Source organism: Caballeronia zhejiangensis, from assembly GCF_022879815.1.
Taxonomy (GTDB): domain Bacteria; phylum Pseudomonadota; class Gammaproteobacteria; order Burkholderiales; family Burkholderiaceae; genus Caballeronia; species Caballeronia zhejiangensis.
Window position 1 is genome coordinate 868,523 of the sequence record NZ_CP084284.1, and the last position, 16,275, is coordinate 884,797.

Here is a 16,275-nt window from a genome sequence, read left to right on the forward strand (position 1 = left end):
GGCATCGACATGAGAAAGCGCGAAATTCTCGTGCTGGCGGCCGCGCTGATGATCGGTGCAGCGAGCGCCGGCGCGCACGACGCGGCGGGCGCGGAACTCGTCACGCCGATGATCAAGCAGGCCGTGCCGGAAGTGGCCGGCAAGAACGTGCTGATGGCGACCGTCTCGTACAAGCCGGGACAGTCGTCGGAGGCGCACATGCATCCGGGGTCGATCTTCGCTTACGTGCTGGAGGGCCGCGTGACTTCGCAGCTCGAAGGCGGAAGCGCGAAGACGTATGGCCCCGGCGAATCGTGGTACGAACCGCCGGGCGCGCATCACATCGTGTCGAAGAATGCGAGCGCGACGAAGCCGGCAAAGCTGCTCGTGTTCGCGATCGTCGGCGATGGCGATCCGGTCAAGCAGCCGATCCCGCATTGAGGACAACATGAAGATCGCAGAACCCGACACCGTTTTCATCGCGACGCCGCAGAAGCGTTCGCCGGAGCATCGGCCGCGTTTCGCGCTGTTCGATCTCGGCTTCCGGCCGTTCTACCTGTGCGGCGCGGCGTTCGGCGCGCTCTCGGTGACGGTGTGGCTACTGGTGCTGTCGGGCGTGCCGCTCTTCGGCGGCTATCTGCTGCGCGCGGATCCGGTCGCTTGGCACGCGCACGAGATGGTGTTCGGGTTCGCGGCGGCGATCGTCGCCGGCTTTCTGCTGACGGCCGTGCGCGCGTGGACCGGACGCGACACGGCCAAGGGCGCGACACTCGCATCGCTCGTGCTGCTGTGGCTCGCCGGGCGCGTGCTCGTGTGGAGCGGCCCGGCGCTGCCGGCGGCGATCGTCGATAGCGCGTTCCTGCCGGTCGCCGCGATTCTGCTGCTGCGGGTGCTCGTCGAGGCGGGCAACCGGCGCAACTACTTCATCGCGGTCGTTGTGTTCGCGTTCGGCGCGCTGAACGCCGCGTTCCACGCGTTCGCCATCGACGCGCGCCCCGATCTCGCGATGCGCGCGGTGTGTGCGTCGGCGGGCATCGTCGTGTTGCTCGTCGGCGTGATCGGCGGACGCGTGATCCCGATGTTCACCGCCAATGCAATGCCCGGTTTCATCGCACGGCGCTGGCGCTTCGTCGAGTTGATGGCCGCGCCGCTCACGATCGCGGCGTTTGTCGCGGACGCCTTCGCGCTCGATGGCGCGATCGTCGCGCCGATCGCCTTGCTGGCCTGCGGCGTGCATCTCGCGCGGATGATCGGCTGGCGCTCGTACGCGGTGCGCGGCCGGCCGATTCTCGCGATCCTGCATCTCGCTTATGCGTGGCTGCCGCTCGGCTTCGCACTGCTCGCGCTGTCGGCGCTCGGATGGACACGCGTGCCGCACAGTCTCGCGATGCATGCGTTCGCGGCTGGCGCGATCGGCGGCGCGATCATCGCGATGATCACGCGCACCGCGCGCGGGCATACCGGACGGCCGCTCGTCGCGGACACCCGCGATGTCGCGTGCTACGCGCTCGTGATGTCAGCGGGCGCACTGCGCGTGCTCGGGCCGCTCGTCGCGCCTTCGTGGCATTCGACGTGGGTCTTTGCGGCTGGGTCGTGCTGGGTTCTTGCGTTCGGGCTCTACGTCGCCGCTTATGCCGCGCCGCTCTTCAAGCCGCGCGCGGATGGCAAGCCAGGTTGAGACGGCGACGGATTTTGACATCGGGAAGCGAGGGTTCCGCGAGAATCGCGTCCGGCTTTCCCGATTCCGATTCCGATCCCGCCATGAAGCACCTTCGTTCTCTTTGCGCCGCGGCGACGCTCATCGCCGCTTTGCTCGCCCTTTCCGGCTGCGGCCTCTTCGGATGCAGCGGCTTTGCCACCAACGGCGGCGGCTTCGGCGGCTGCAGCGTCGGCACGCGGTTCTGATTCGATGGCGCGAGGCGGGCGACAAGCCGGGTCGCAAGGATCATCGTCATCACAGCGCAACGCCGCCCGCGGCCTTCGCCTTTTTGGCGCCCGAATACCTCGCCTTCAATCCGAGCGCCTGCTTCTCGATCAAATACCAAGAGAGCGCGCCCGCGAGCCAGGAACCGGGCAGCGCGATCAGCATCATCTGTAGCGCGGAGCCGTCCGGATAGAAGTGATTCACGACCTGCTGAATCGGCCAGCCATAGAGATAGATCCCGTACGAATAGTCTTCGATGGGTCCGAGATTGAGCTTTGGCGCGAAGGCGATCATGAACACGCCATAGGCAATCACCGCGCCGCAGGCAATCTCGAACGCCGGCTGACGGTAGGAAAGCACCGCCGCAAGCAGCAGCGCGAAGAGACCCTGGCGGTTCAGCGGGATGAAATCCCGGTTGACGTAGAGAAAGACACCAGCGGCGAAAAACACGGCAACGCGAAGGTTGGACGGATCGCCCGTGATGAACGGCATGTAGGTCGGCGCGAAGAGTCCGATCGCGACCAGGGCGGCGATGCAGAGGTTAGCGACCCATCGACTGCGAAGCGCGCCGAGCGCGCCGAACACCAGTACCAGGACGTAAAGCCGGACCTCGACCCAGATGCTCCACAGCGTTCCGTTCACGGCGTTCCGCGCGTGATTGTCCGTGAAGACGCCGGGCAAGCGCTCGGCATACTCATACAGAGAGGCGTTGCGCCAGACAAAGCCGTACGTCTCGGGTGACTCGAAGTAGATTCCGCGCGAAAGCGTCGTCAACGACGGTCCGAGCACGAAGGCGAGCAGCGCCATGCAAACGACCAGCGCCGGGAACAGACGCAGGGCGCGCGAGATGACGAAGTCTTTCACGCTGTGCCGACGATCGAAGCTGAACGTGATGAGAAATCCGCTGATGACGAAAAAGATATGCAGACCGAGATCGCCCGAATATCGGTAATGCAGGATCGACGTCGTGAAATCTCTGAGACCGTTGGTCGTGGCGGCAAGCGCGAACGAATGCCCATAGACAACGAGCGAAGCGGCGATAAGACGCAACAGCAGGAAATTATTACTGTCCTCTCGGCCGTTCTTATTAAAAGCTTGTCCCAGCGTTCTCATGAATGCCGCCTATGTGGAAGGCGGAATTGTAACGCGGTGTGACACAAATTAATAAGTTGCCGAAGCGGCGGCCCGTTTGACCCGCTCCCTTCTCCGCGCGGCTTCAGCCGAAGACGCGCGGAGAGGACCTTCACACGAGCACTGCTCGGCCACGAACCGGCACAAGGACGTTCGCGGACGACAGTGAAAACCAGGCTAATTTCAGGAAGATATCTGGTTCGTTTTGGTTAGCCCTTGTTGCATGAGACTTTGCTGGGTCTGCGAATGTGCATTGCGCATCGGCTTCAGCACGAAAAGCGCGAGCAGCGCCGATATCGCCGCCATCCCCGCCGCAAGCATGAACACGGCGTGCCAGCTGCCGGTCATCGTCGTGATGACGCTCGAGAACGGCACCAGCAACGCCGCCGTGCCCTTCGCCGTGTACAGCAGGCCCGCGTTCGTCGCCGCGAACTTCGGACCGAAGGTATCGCCGCACGTCGCCGGGAAGAGACTGTAGATTTCGCCCCACGCGAAGAACACGATGCCCGTCAGCACGACAAACGCGATCGGGCTATGCCCGTACTTCGACAACGCGACGATGCCCACCGCCTCGATCGCGAACGCGACGAACATCGTGTTTTCCCGTCCGATGCGATCCGAGACCCAACCGAAGAACGGCCGCGTCAGACCGTTGAGCACGCGGTCGATCGTGAGCGCGAAGGTCAGCGCGGGCAAGGTCAAGCCGAGTATCGACACGGGCGAATCGTGCAAGCCGAAGTCCTTCGCGATCGGACCGAGCTGCGCGGTCGCCATCAGGCCGCCGGCGGCCATCATCACGAACATCAGATACATGACCCAGAAGATCGGCGACTGCAGCACCTGCTTCGGACTCGCGTTGTAGACCGCGGCCTTGACCGTGCTCTTCACCGTCGCGAGCAACTGCGCGGGCGGCGCATAGAGCGCCATGCCGAGCAGGAAGACCACGAGGCCCTGGCCGAGACCGAACCACAGGAACGTCGCTTCATAGCCGCTCGATTTGATCATGTGCGCGATCGGCACGACGGTCGCGGCGGAACCCATCCCGAAGCCTGCCGCCGTGATGCCCGCAGCAAGTCCGCGCCGCGTCGGGAACCACTTGAGCGCGTTGCCGACGCACGTGCCGTACACCGCGCCCGCACCCACGCCACCGACCGCCGCGGCGAAGTACAGAAGCGGCAGCGACGACGCCACCGAGTTGATCGCCCACGCGATCGCGCATAGCAGCCCGCCACCGACCACCACCGGCCTTGGACCGTACTTGTCGACGAGATAACCCTCGATAGGCACGAGCCATGTCTCCGTCACGACGAAGATCGTAAACGCCACCTGAATGGCCGCGCGGCCCCAGTGGTACTTCTCGTCGATCGGATTGACGAAGAGCGTCCAGCCGTACTGCATGTTCGCGATCATCGCCATGCAGATCACGCCGAAAACCAACTGCACCCACGGCGACGCGAGGCGCGACGCCTTGTCATCGCGGCCCATCTGGTTCATTCCCATGCCTGTCTCCTTGGCAAATATGCCTTGTGTATGCGGACGTCGAACGACGCCTCCCGCGACGCCCATTCATGCTGCGCGCATATACACAGTATGTGATATATCAAGTAAGTCAAGCGAAAGAAATGGCGGGGTTTTCACTTAGAGGATGAAACGGTGTAAGCGCATGAAAGCTGCAGTGAGCGCGGATCGTACAGACGAAAAAAAGCCCGGCAGAGGGAGACCTGCCGGGCGATGAGCGTGGGCGAGACATGGCAATCCGCAGCACGCCCTCTCTTTATAAATGAAAGTTAAACGTAATGTAAACGGGTATTTTTGTAGGGTTTACGCTGCGGTGTTTTTAGGCGTTTTCAGAACACGTTCACAGGGACATTGACCATCAGCCGGTAGACGTCGCTCGTGCCGTCCGGATAGTACGCGCTATTGCTGTGATGATGCATGTAGTAGAACTTGATCGACGTGTTCTTGAACTTGCCGTCGGGAATCGTGTAGCTCGGGATCACGCCGATTTCGTAGTGCGTACCGCTGATCGGCTTGCCGTTCACCAGATAGTTAGCCGCCTGAGCGCTGTCGCCGTTAGCCATCGCGCTGCCATCCGCGCCCCAGCCGTAAGCACCCCACAACGCGAACTTCGCGCCGGGCAGGCCGTATTCCTTGAGGTTGAGCGAATACGACAGGCTCACCGATTTTTCATGCGGCTGGTTGTAGTCGACATCGAGCGAATTCGACAGATAATCGCCCGCAGATTGCCCCATGTAGTCGAACGTCTGATCGCTCACGATCTGCTGGAACGCGAACTGCACCGTATGCGCGCCGTGCGTGCCGGCGAGCGCGAGCGAATACGCGTTATTGTTGATCGACCCTTGACGCTTGTCGCCGATCGCGCCGGTGTAGTAGTAGTTCAACGAACCCGTCCAGCGGATGCTCTTCGGATCGCCGATGCTCTGCGTCGCCGTCAGGTAGTACTGCTGCCATACGTTGTTCGCGACGCTGCCGTAGAGCGAGACGGCCGTATCGTCACCGTGTGTCCAGTCGCCGCCGAAGTACGTGAACTGCGAGACGTGCGTGCCGCCGTATTCCGTCGTGAGGCCGGTGACGGTCGTCATGCCGCGCGCGATCACGCCATCGACCGTGCCGGCCTTGAGCGTCAGGTTCTTGATCTCGTCGCTGGCAAGCGAGAAGCCGCGATACGTCGGCGGCAACGCGCGGTTGTCGTGCGGCACGAGGAACGGGTTATCGAAGAGTTGCTGACCGTATTTAAGCACCGTGTTCGACACGCGCGCCTTCACGTCCCACACGCCCGGATACGCCCACGCGAGCTGGTTCGCGCCGCTCGGGTCGCCGCTCGAGGAAACGTGCACGCGATTGCCCGCGCCCTGCCCGCCGTTCAGCTTGAACGCACCGAAGAGCGACACGTCCGCACCCACGCCGATCAGCCCTTTCGTATAGCCCGACTCGAACACGGCCTGCGCACCGAGGACCCACGCGTCCTTCTTGCCTGCGCCCTTGAATTCGTCATGCTCTGTGAAGGACCGCATCAACAGATTCAAGTGCGAATCCTCGATGAATCCCTTCGATTTCGCCTGATTGCTGACGGGCGCATCGGCTTCCGTGTTGGGCGGCGAATCCGGTGCCAGCGCCTTTTGACGCGTGAGCAGATCATCGTCGGCGGATGGCTGCTGCGCCTGCGCGGCCTGCGTCGGCGCCTGTTGCGCATGTGCCGGAACGGCTGCGGCGATATAAGCGCCGAAAAGCAAAATGGACAATGCCGCTGACGTTTTTTGTTTTTTCATGAAAAGTATCTCCACTGACTCGACCCGCAAACAACATGAAATGAACAACTAGAAAGGATTCCGAATTACTCGACAAAGTGAACCGTACCCGTCGATCGCGAAGGATCGGCACGAACGGTCCGTTCAGGGACGCGCTAGTAAAAGAGAAAGTGTCCCTTTACGCCGGGGCCATCGCATACAGACAGGCGGCCGACGAACTCTCACCAAGCGCGCGCAACACCGGTACTTCGCGTGCGCAACGCGCGTCGGCCATCGGACAGCGCGTATGAAACACGCAGCCCGAAGGCGGATCGATCGGGCTCGGAATGTCGCCCGACAGAATCTGCACGGTCTTTGCGCGCTCGACGGCCGGATCGGGTACCGGTACCGCCGACAGCAACGCCCGCGTATACGGATGGCGCGGCGTGTCATAGAGCGCGTGCTTCTCCGCGAGCTCCATCACGCGGCCGAGATACATCACCATCACGCGATCGGAGATGTGCCGCACCACGGCCAGATCGTGCGCGATGAAGATAAGCGCGAGCTTCATCTCTTTTTGCAGCGACTTCAGCAGATTGACGATCTGCGCCTGAATCGACACATCGAGCGCGGACACCGGTTCATCGCAGATGACGAGCTTCGGCTCGACGATCAGCGCCCGCGCAATGCCAATGCGCTGACACTGCCCGCCCGAAAACTCGTGCGGATAGCGGTTGATCATCTGCTCGCGCAGACCGACCTTGGCCATCATCGCGCGCACGCGTTCTTCGACTTCGCGCGTGTTCATGCCCGGCCGATGCTCGACGAGCGGCTCCGCGATGATCTGCCCGATCGTCATGCGCGGATCGAGCGATGCGAGCGGGTCCTGAAAGATCATCTGCACGTCGCCGCGCACGCGATGCCATTCACGCGTCGAAGCGCCCGACAAGCGCGCGCCCATCCACACGATGTCGCCGCTCGTCGCGGGAATGAGATTGAGGATCGCGCGCGACAACGTGGACTTGCCGCAACCCGATTCGCCGACGACGCCGAGCGTCTCGCCCGCCTTGAGATCGAAGCTCACGCCGTCGACGGCCTTTAGCGTGCGGCGCGCCGCCCACGGCAGACGGTTCTTCGGCTTCACCTGAAAATGCACGCGCATGTCGCGCACGGAGAGAATCGTCGCGTCAGACATGGCTCGCTTCCTTCTTGATCAGATGAACCGGACGATGACAGGCCCGCAGCCAGCCCGGTCCGATCGCCTTCAGCGCGGGCGCATCGACGGCGCATTCATCGCTTGCATCGGCGCATCGTTCGTGGAACGGACAGCCCGCCGGCGGATGGGCCATGTTCGGCGGATTGCCGGGGATGCCGGTCAGCTCGCCGCCGTCGTGATCGAGACGCGGCAACGCGCGCAACAGGCCGACCGTGTACGGATGCGAAGGCTGCGCGAACAACGTGTTCGCATCGCACTGTTCCATCACACGCCCGCCGTACATCACCATGACTTTTTCGCACAAGCCGGCGACGACGCCGAGATCGTGCGTGATCAATACGATCGACGTGCCGAAGTCATGCTGGAGATTGCGCAACAATTGCAGAATCTGCGCTTGCACGGTGACGTCGAGCGCGGTGGTCGGCTCGTCGGCGAACAGCACTTCGGGCTCGCACAGCAACGCCATTGCGATCATCACCCGCTGACGCATGCCGCCCGACAACTCGTGCGGATACTGCCCGATGCGATGCGCGGCCTCGGGAATGCGCACGGCTTCGAGCAACGAGATTGCGCGCCTCTTCGCTTCGCGGCGCGTGACGTTCTTGTGCAGTTCGAGCACTTCGGTCATCTGCCGCTCGATCGTGAGATACGGATTGAGCGAGCTCATCGGATCCTGGAAGATCATCGACAGGCGATTGCCGCGGATGCGGTTCATCGCGCGATTCGTCATGCCGATGAGATTCTCGCCGCGATACATCGCGCGTCCGCTCGCGCGCCCATTCGATGCGAGCAGGCCGAGCATCGCGAGCACGCTCTGGCTCTTGCCCGAGCCCGACTCGCCGACAATGCCGAGCGTCTCGCCCTCTTCCAGCGTGAAATTCACGCCGTTGACGGCGCGCACGGCGGCGTCGTGCGTCCTGAATTCGACTTGCAGATCGTTGACTTCGAGTAGCGGCATGGCTCACCTGTCCTTCGGATCGAGCGCGTCGCGCAGCCCGTCGCCGACAAAGTTGATGCAGTAAAGCGTGATCGAGAGCAGCGCCGCCGGGAACAGCAGAATCCACGGCGACGACTCCATCACGCCGACGCCGTCTTGAATCAGCACGCCCCAACTCGTCATCGGTTCCTGCACGCCGAGGCCGAGGAACGACAGCACGGATTCCGTGAGGATGACGGCAGGCACGGTGACAGTCGTATAGATCGCGACGATGCCGAGCAGATTCGGCACCACATGCCGCGCGATGATGCGCCGCGTCGGCACGCCGATCGCGCGCGCCGCTTCGACATATTCCTTGGAGCGGATCGACAGCGTCTGGCCGCGCACGACGCGCGCCATGTCCATCCACGAAAAGATCGTGATGGTGATGACGACGAGATAGAACTCGCGGCCGAGCAGCGTCACCATCAGGATAGCGATGAGCAGATACGGAATCGCGTACATCATGTCGACGATACGCATCATCGCGTTATCGACGCGTCCGCCGACGAAGCCCGCGACCGCGCCCCACAGGATGCCGAGCGTCACCGACGTGAGCGTGGCGAGCGCGCCGATCATCAGGGACACGCGCCCGCCGATCAGGCAGCGCACGAGCAGATCGCGGCCAGTGTCGTCGGTGCCGAACAGATGCCAGTTGGCGAGCGTCGGCGCGACGCTCGTCGCGTTCCAGTCGGTCGAATCGAATTCGTTCGGCAACAACCACGGTCCGACGATGCACGCGAGCGTGATCAGCACGAGCAGCACGAGACTCACGACCGCCGCCTTGTTGCGCAGGAAACGCGCGCGCGCGTCCTGCCACGGGCTGCGGCCGGCGACCGCCTTTTCGAGCATCGGTGCAAGAGAAGCAGATTTCATCGCGCGCCCTTTCAGTAACGAATCTTCGGATCGAGCCACGCATACGCGAGATCGACCAGCAGGTTGAGCAGCACGGCCACCACCGTGACGAGCACGACGAGTCCGAGCACGAGCGTGTAATCGCGATTGGCCGCGCCGTTCACGATCAGCTTGCCGATGCCCGGCAGCGAGAACACCGATTCCGTGACGACCGCCGCCGTGATCGACGAGATCGCGAGCGGGCCGATCACCGAGACGACAGGAATGAGCGTCGGCTTCAGCGCATGGCGCAGCACGATGGTGCGCATCGGCAAGCCTTTCGCGCGCGCGGTGCGGATGTAGTTCGTGTTCAGCACTTCGATCAGACTCGCGCGCGTCACGCGGCCGACCGTGGCGACGTTGATCATCACGAGCAGCGCGACGGGCAGCGCCATATAGCGCAACTGGAAGTCGTTCCAGCCGCCCGCGGGCAGCCACTTGAGCAGGATCGCGAAGACGAGGATCAACACCGGCCCGAGCACGAACGACGGGAACGCATTGCCCGCGTTGCTGGCGAGCATCAGCACATAGTCCGCGATGCTATTGCGGCGCAGTGCCGCGGCGATGCCGAGCGCGACGCCGATCACGATGGCAAGCAGCATCGACACGCCGCCGATCGTCAGCGACACCGGCAGCGCACGAAGCACGAGATCGTTCACGCTCCAGTCGGCATAACGGAACGACGCACCGAGATCGCCGTGCAGAAGGTCTCGAAGATAGAACACATACTGCTTCCACAGCGGCTCGTCGAGGTGATACTTCGCCTGCAGATTCGCGAGCACTTCCGCCGGAATCTTGCGCTCGCCATCGAACGGACCGCCCGGCGTTGCGTGCAGGAGCAGATAGCAGATCGTCACGACGATCAGCAGCGTCGGCAGCGTGAGCAACACGCGCCGCAAGGTATAGGACCACATGAAAGGCTCCTTGCCGTCAGTGCTTGACGATGTAGAGATCCTTGCTGCCGTAATGATCCATCGGATTCTTCAGCGAGTATCCGCCGACGTAGCTCTTCACGAGGCGCGGCAGGCCGTATTGCAGGAGCGGCAGCATCGGATAGTCGTCCATTACGATCTTCGCGGCCTGCGTCTGCAACTGCGTGCGCTTGGCTTGATCCGTGGTTTCGCCGGCTTCCTTGATGAGCGCGTCGGCCTTCGGGTTGCAGCTGAAATTGTCGTTCTGCTCCGACTTGCATTGCACGAGCGTGAGGAAGGTCGTCGCGTCGTTGTAATCGGCGACCCAGCCGTTGCGTGCGATCTGATAGTCGCCTTCATGGCGCTTCTTCAACAGCACCTTGAACTCCATCGATTCGATGTCCATCGTGAGGCCGAGCTTCGACTTCCATTCCGATGCGACGAAGATCGCCATCTTCTTGTTGTAATCGCTCGTGTTCATCGCGAATCGCAGCTTCGTTCCGGGCTTCACGCCCGCCTGTTCGAGCAGCTTCTTGGCTTCCTCGACCCGCTTGGCCATCGGCCACGTCGCCCATTCGTAGTTCGACACGTCGGCGCCGCTCACGCCCTTCGGCAGCAGGCCGTAAAGCGGCGTCTGACCATCGGCGGTCACGCGTTGCGCGAGCAGGTCGCGGTCGATGACCATCGAGAGCGCCTTGCGCACGCGCACGTCCTTCAGCAGCGGATCGCGATTGTTGAAGCTGTAGTAGCGCGTGCCGAGAATCAGCGAGTTGCGGATGTCCTTCGGGAACTGCTGGCTGTACTTCGCATAGGTGCCGGTCGGAAGCTGATACGTCATGTCGTTCTCGCCGGACTGGAACAGCTTGACGTCGGTGTTCTCGTCTTCGACCGGCAGATACGTGACTTGCGTCAGTTGAACGTTCGCCTTGTCCCAGTAGTTCGCGTTCTTCGTCAGCACGAGCTTGCTGTTGACCTGCCAGTCCTTCAACTGGAACGCGCCGTTGCTGACGATGTTGCCCGGCTTCGTCCATTCCTTGCCGAATTTCTCGATCGTCGCGCGATGCACCGGCCCGAGGTTCGGATTCGACATCAGTTCCGGCAGGAACGGCACGGGTCCGGCGGTCTTGATTTCGACGGTGCTCGCGTCGATGGCGCGCACCCCGAGCGCGCTCGCCGGCTTCTTGCCCGCGGCGATATCCGCGCCGTTCAGCAGGAACGGGCCGTACACGCTCGCATACGACGACGCCGTTTTCGGGTCGAGGAAGCGCTGGCAGCCGTACACGAAATCGTTTGCGGTGACGGCGTCGCCATTGGACCAGCGGGCGTTCTTGCGCAGATGGAAAATCCAGGTCGTCGCGTCCTTCTGTTCCCATTTTTCCGCGACACCGGGCACGACCGTGCCGTCCGAATTCGTCGCGGTCAGGCTCTCGAACAGGTCGCGCGAGACGTTGGCCGCCACCACGGTTTCGACCAGCGCCGGATCGAGCGTCTCGACCTCCGAGCCGTTGTTGCGCACGAGTTCCTGCTTCGCGGCGAGCGCAACACCCGGCGGCACGATGGCGGCCGACGCGTTCAGCGCGGAGAACGCGAGCAGCGCCGCGGCGGCGGCGAGTTTCGTGCGTTGGATCGATGCGTGGGGAACGGCAAAAAACGTCATGGGGAATCCTCTTTCCTGTCTCGTTTATCGATTGTTGCCTTTCGCCGGGCTTTCGAAATTTGGCAGTCCTTCGTGTAGCGGATCGTTTATCGCCGTTGGGATAAACAAAGCAGCTTCAAGCCCGGAGAATCTAACGTATTGCTTTCTATCTTCTGTCGGCGCGCCAATGCCGATAACTCGTTGAAAACCGCGCGTCTGGCGGATATTTCTTACGTAGACGCTTTCATTCGTGCTTCAGGCTGGCGGCGAGTATTTCGTATCAATAAGACGGATGCCACTCACATGTGCTTATAGTCACTAAATTTTTCGAATAGTCGTTCAATTTGTTGGTTTAACGCACTTTCGGGCTTTGGTTAGCTGAACAGGGTTAAGGCAGCAAGTGTTTGTTTCCTATAAGATTGCGTCGCCGTATAACCGCCGCTTTAGAGCCGTCCGAAAGATGATCCGTTTCCGCCAGATCGAGGCATTTCGCAGCCTCATCATGACCGGCACCAGTGTCGGCGCAGCAAAAAAACTCCATGTGACGCAGCCCGCAATCAGCCGCCTGATCGCCGATCTCGAAGCCGATCTCGGCTTCAGCCTGTTCTCGCGCATCGGCGGCCGTCTCAATCCGACGACCGCCGGCCTGCGCTTCTACAAGTCCGTCGAGGAAAACTTCCTCGGCCTGGAGCGCTTGAAGCAGGTCGCCGCAATGATTCGCGAGGAAGCTTCAGACAGCCTCACGGTCGCATGCATGCCCGTGCTCGCGACCACGCTTTTGCCGCCCGTACTCGCCGATTTCACCGAACGTCATCCCGGCGTGCCGATCAAGGTCGATTCGGTGAAAGTGCCGGAAGTGCTGGTGAACCTGCAGAACCACAAGGCCGATGTCGCGTTGAGCCTGGCGTTTCCGGCGGTCGCGGGCATCGAGGTGGAGACGCTGCTCAAGGCGCGCGCGTCGTGCGCGATGCCCACGACGCACAAGCTCGCGAAGAAGAAGATCGTGCGCCCTTCCGACTTGCGCGGCGAAAAGCTCATCGGCTGGCTGCCGAACGCGCGCCAGCCGTACGAGGCGGAGCAATCGCTGATTTCATCGACGGAAGACCGGCCGCGTTACACCGTTTTCACCGACACGGCGCACACGCGTTACGCGATGGTGGCGGGCGGGCTCGGCATTTCGATCGTCGAGCCGTTCGCGGCCAAGGTCTGGCGCGCGCACGGCGTGGTCGTGCGGCCGTTCGAGACCGACATCGAGTATGAATACGTGCTGTCGTATCCGAGCAGCGGCATCCGCTCCGATCTCGTCGCATCGTTCCGAAGTTCGGTGAAGCGCGTGGTCGAGCACTATTCGTTCGAGGCCGCCGAAGAAGCGCCTCTCGCGGAGGACTGACGCACCGCGCGCCACTCGGCCGCCGATCGGTTTTCCGTTTCATACTCTCGTCTGTTGCGCCCGCTTCAAACCCTCATCCATACGGAGCACACATGCACGATCTGAAAGGCAAGTCGATTCTCATCACCGGCGCGAGCACCGGCATAGGCGCGGCGGCGGCGCGGGCGTTCGCGCAATACGGCGCGAATGTCGCGGTGCACTACAACAGCTCGAAAGACAAGGCCGAGGAAGTCGCGAAGGACGTGCGCGCGCTCGGCGTCACGGCGATCACCGTCGGCGCGGATGTGCGCGATTCAAAAGCCATCGATGCCGCCGTCGCGCAAGTCGCCGATACCTTCGGCAAGATCGACGTGCTCATCAATAACGCGGGCAGTCTCGTGAAACGCGAGCCGATCGCGTCCGCGAGCGACGAGCTCTTCGACGAGATCATGCACATCAACGCGCGCTCGGTCGTCGCGTTCACGCGCGCGGCGCTGCCGTCGCTGCGCTCGGGCGGCGGCGGCTCGATCATCAACGTGACATCGGTGGCGGCGCGCAACGGCGGCGGGCCGGGCGCGCTCCTCTACGCGGCGTCGAAGGGCTTCGTCAGCACCATCACCAAGGGCATGGCGAAGGAACTGATGCCGGATCGCATCCGCGTGAATGCGGTCGCGCCCGGCGTGATCCAGACGCCGTTTCAGGAGCGCTTCACATCGCCGGAACAACTCGAATCCTTCCGCAAGGCAATTCCGATGGGCTTCATCGGCGAGCCGGACGATTGCAGCGGCGCGTTCCTCTATCTCGCGTCGGAAGCGATGTCGCGCTATGTGACGGGCCAGATCATCGACGTGAACGGCGGCCAGTTGATGCCCTGAGCGTCGCGCGGCTCGTGGTATATAAAGCGCTGGTCTTTCGTCGCATGCAATAAAGGAGAACGCAGGAGATGCTTTTGAAAAAGGAACTTCGCATCCGCTCGGTCGCACTCGGCGCCATCGTCGCGTCGGCGCTCATGACGGCGGGATTCGTCGAGACGGCGCCGGCTTACGCAAAAACCACCGACAATCAGCCGGCGGTGCTGACCGCGTCGGCTGTCGCGGTCGCCGACAAATACGCCGCCGACACCGCGGAACAAATCTTCAAGCTGGGCGGCAATGCGGTCGATGCGGCCGTCGCGATCGCCTTCACGCTCGCCGTGACGTATCCGGAAGCGGGCAATATCGGCGGCGGTGGCTTCATGACGCTCTACGTCGATCATCGTCCGTACTTCCTCGACTATCGCGAGCGCGCGCCGCTTTCGGCCACGCGCAACATGTATCTCGACGACAAGGGCGAGGTCATCAAGGGCATGAGCCTCATCGGGCATCGCGCGGTGGGCGTGCCGGGCACGGTCCAGGGCATGTGGGAAGCGCAGAAGCGCTTCGGCAAGTTGAAGTGGAAACAGGTGCTCGCGCCGGCCATCAAGTACGCGCAGGACGGCTTCGAAGTCGACGATCAGCTCGTCTCGCGACGCGACAACGCATCGAAGGAGTTCGCCGGCAAGACCAACTTCGATCTGTACTTCGGCGGCATGAAGGCCGGTCAGGTGTTCAAGCAGCCGGATCTCGCCAAGACCTTGCAGCGCATCTCCGATAAAGGCGCGAAAGGCTTCTACGAAGGCGAAACCGCCGAGCTGATCGCCAAGTCGATGGAAGGCCACGGCCTCATCACGACGCGCGACCTGAAGGACTACAAGGCGGTGTGGCGTCAGCCGATCACGGCGAGCTGGAACGGCTATCGCGTGATCACCGCGCCGCCGCCGAGCTCCGGCGGCGTCGGCCTCGTGCAGTTGCTCAAGATGAAGGCCGACCTCAAGGACAAGTTCCAGGACGTGCCGCTCGATTCCGCGCAGTACATCCATCTCGTGGCCGAAATCGAGAAGCGCGTGTTCGCGGACCGCGCGCAATATCTCGGCGATCCGGACTTCTACAAGGTGCCGGTCGCGCAGCTCACCAACGACGACTACATCCTGAAGCGTGCGCAGGAAGTCAATCCCGACAAGCCTTCGGACACGAAGAGCGTGCAGCCGGGACTCGGCACGTCGATGCCCGAGAAGGCGGAAACGACGCACTTTTCGGTCGTCGACAAATGGGGCAACGCGGTATCGAACACGTACACGATCAACGGGTATTTCGGCTCGGGCGTGATCGCGGAAGGCACGGGCGTCGTGCTCAACGACGAAATGGACGACTTCGCGTCGAAGCCGGGCGTGCCGAACATGTTCGGCGTCGTCGGCAGCGATGCGAACGCCATCGCGCCGAAAAAGCGTCCGCTTTCGTCGATGACGCCGACCATCCTCACGAAGGACGACAAGGTCGCGATGGTGATCGGCACGCCGGGCGGCTCGCGCATCTTCACGTCGATTTTCCAGGTCATCACGAACGTGTACGACTTCGACATGCCGCTGGCGGAAGCCGTCGGCGCGACGCGATTCCATCATCAGTTGCTGCCGCCGGACACGATCTATCAGGAGCCGTTCCATCAGCTCGACGCGAGCGTCGTCAAGCAGCTCGAAGACAAGGGCTACAAGTTCACGATGCAGAACTTCAATGGCGACATTCAGGCGATCCGCATCGACGGCGACAAGCCCGAACCGATGTCCGATCCGCGCGGACGCGGCGTGTCGCGCGTCATCCAGTAACGCGCCTTACAACGTCGAACGAGTAAAATAGCGGCCCGGTCCGGACTAGGCGTTTCCCCTAGTCCGGCCTTTTTTCGCTCATGCGAGAGCCCCGCCCCGCGCGGGATTCGCGGCATATAAGCCGCTCGGCATGAGCGGCATGTTTTTCATGGGATTGGACCCCGCGTTCTGTTCCCCTAGTCTCTGTCCTGACCGAGTGCAGCCATCAGAGCGCGTCACCCGGCATTCATCCAGAACTACATACGAGACGACCCTGACGATGGACCCGCGGTGCCGGCGAGCTGACAAGCGCGGCGCACGGCGTTCCGTTTCAG

The 16,275-nt window shown here is 62.5% G+C and carries 14 protein-coding genes; 6 read left to right on the forward strand and 8 right to left on the reverse strand.

Going from position 1 to position 16,275, the window contains the following annotated elements; genetic code table 11:
- Nucleotides 1–9: 9 nt before the first annotated feature.
- The 3 genes from LDZ23_RS18525 (at nucleotide 10) to LDZ23_RS18535 (ending at nucleotide 1,884) form a co-directional block, all read left to right on the forward strand.
- Nucleotides 10–420, forward strand: coding sequence for a cupin domain-containing protein (locus tag LDZ23_RS18525; protein WP_008353191.1), 411 nt, complete (start codon nucleotides 10–12; stop codon nucleotides 418–420).
- Nucleotides 421–427: 7 nt separating this feature from the next.
- The gene (locus LDZ23_RS18530) at nucleotides 428–1,657 is read left to right on the forward strand and encodes an NnrS family protein (protein ID WP_008353189.1); all 1,230 of its coding nucleotides are present in this window, start codon (nucleotides 428–430) and stop codon (nucleotides 1,655–1,657) included.
- A gap of 83 nt (nucleotides 1,658–1,740) precedes the next feature.
- Nucleotides 1,741–1,884: a hypothetical protein gene (locus tag LDZ23_RS18535; protein ID WP_167561851.1), complete on the forward strand. Its 144-nt coding sequence runs from the start codon at nucleotides 1,741–1,743 to the stop codon at nucleotides 1,882–1,884.
- 49 nt (nucleotides 1,885–1,933) lie between these two features.
- Here the strand turns inward: LDZ23_RS18535 and LDZ23_RS18540 are convergent, their stop codons facing one another.
- The 8 genes from LDZ23_RS18540 to LDZ23_RS18575 form a co-directional block, all read right to left on the reverse strand.
- Nucleotides 1,934–3,016: an acyltransferase family protein gene (locus tag LDZ23_RS18540; protein ID WP_033537053.1), complete on the reverse strand. Its 1,083-nt coding sequence runs from the start codon at nucleotides 3,014–3,016 to the stop codon at nucleotides 1,934–1,936.
- A gap of 201 nt (nucleotides 3,017–3,217) precedes the next feature.
- Nucleotides 3,218–4,534, reverse strand: coding sequence for an oxalate/formate MFS antiporter (gene oxlT, locus LDZ23_RS18545; RefSeq protein ID WP_008353183.1), 1,317 nt, complete (start codon nucleotides 4,532–4,534; stop codon nucleotides 3,218–3,220).
- Between the two features lie 347 nt (nucleotides 4,535–4,881).
- Nucleotides 4,882–6,324 (reverse strand): OprD family outer membrane porin, encoded by a 1,443-nt coding sequence (locus LDZ23_RS18550; RefSeq protein ID WP_008353181.1) that lies wholly within the window; start codon nucleotides 6,322–6,324, stop codon nucleotides 4,882–4,884.
- A 157-nt stretch (nucleotides 6,325–6,481) separates the two neighbouring features.
- A complete protein-coding gene (gene oppF / locus LDZ23_RS18555) occupies nucleotides 6,482–7,477 on the reverse strand; it encodes a murein tripeptide/oligopeptide ABC transporter ATP binding protein OppF (RefSeq protein WP_008353180.1) in 996 nt (331 codons plus the stop codon).
- Complete coding sequence (locus tag LDZ23_RS18560; protein WP_008353179.1) at nucleotides 7,470–8,456, reverse strand: ABC transporter ATP-binding protein; 987 nt, start codon at nucleotides 8,454–8,456, stop codon at nucleotides 7,470–7,472. Before LDZ23_RS18560 ends, oppF begins: the two co-directional genes overlap by 8 nt.
- 3 nt (nucleotides 8,457–8,459) lie before the next feature.
- Nucleotides 8,460–9,350 carry an ABC transporter permease subunit gene (locus LDZ23_RS18565; protein ID WP_051079066.1) on the reverse strand — a complete coding sequence of 297 codons (891 nt, stop codon included), beginning with the start codon at nucleotides 9,348–9,350 and terminating at the stop codon, nucleotides 8,460–8,462.
- An 11-nt stretch (nucleotides 9,351–9,361) separates the two neighbouring features.
- Nucleotides 9,362–10,282 (reverse strand): oligopeptide ABC transporter permease OppB, encoded by a 921-nt coding sequence (oppB, locus tag LDZ23_RS18570; RefSeq protein WP_008353177.1) that lies wholly within the window; start codon nucleotides 10,280–10,282, stop codon nucleotides 9,362–9,364.
- Between the two features lie 16 nt (nucleotides 10,283–10,298).
- Nucleotides 10,299–11,936 (reverse strand): peptide ABC transporter substrate-binding protein, encoded by a 1,638-nt coding sequence (locus LDZ23_RS18575; RefSeq protein WP_008353176.1) that lies wholly within the window; start codon nucleotides 11,934–11,936, stop codon nucleotides 10,299–10,301.
- A 439-nt stretch (nucleotides 11,937–12,375) separates the two neighbouring features.
- Here LDZ23_RS18575 and LDZ23_RS18580 point away from each other — a divergent pair, with 439 nt between their 5' ends.
- From LDZ23_RS18580 to ggt, 3 genes are all read left to right on the forward strand, one after another.
- Nucleotides 12,376–13,305 carry a LysR substrate-binding domain-containing protein gene (locus LDZ23_RS18580; protein WP_008353175.1) on the forward strand — a complete coding sequence of 310 codons (930 nt, stop codon included), beginning with the start codon at nucleotides 12,376–12,378 and terminating at the stop codon, nucleotides 13,303–13,305.
- Nucleotides 13,306–13,397: 92 nt separating this feature from the next.
- A complete protein-coding gene (locus tag LDZ23_RS18585; RefSeq protein ID WP_008353174.1) occupies nucleotides 13,398–14,159 on the forward strand; it encodes an SDR family NAD(P)-dependent oxidoreductase in 762 nt (253 codons plus the stop codon).
- Between the two features lie 134 nt (nucleotides 14,160–14,293).
- Entirely contained in the window at nucleotides 14,294–15,961 is a 1,668-nt protein-coding gene (gene ggt, locus LDZ23_RS18590) for a gamma-glutamyltransferase (RefSeq protein WP_372492488.1), read from the forward strand.
- The last annotated feature ends 314 nt before the right edge of the window (nucleotides 15,962–16,275 follow it).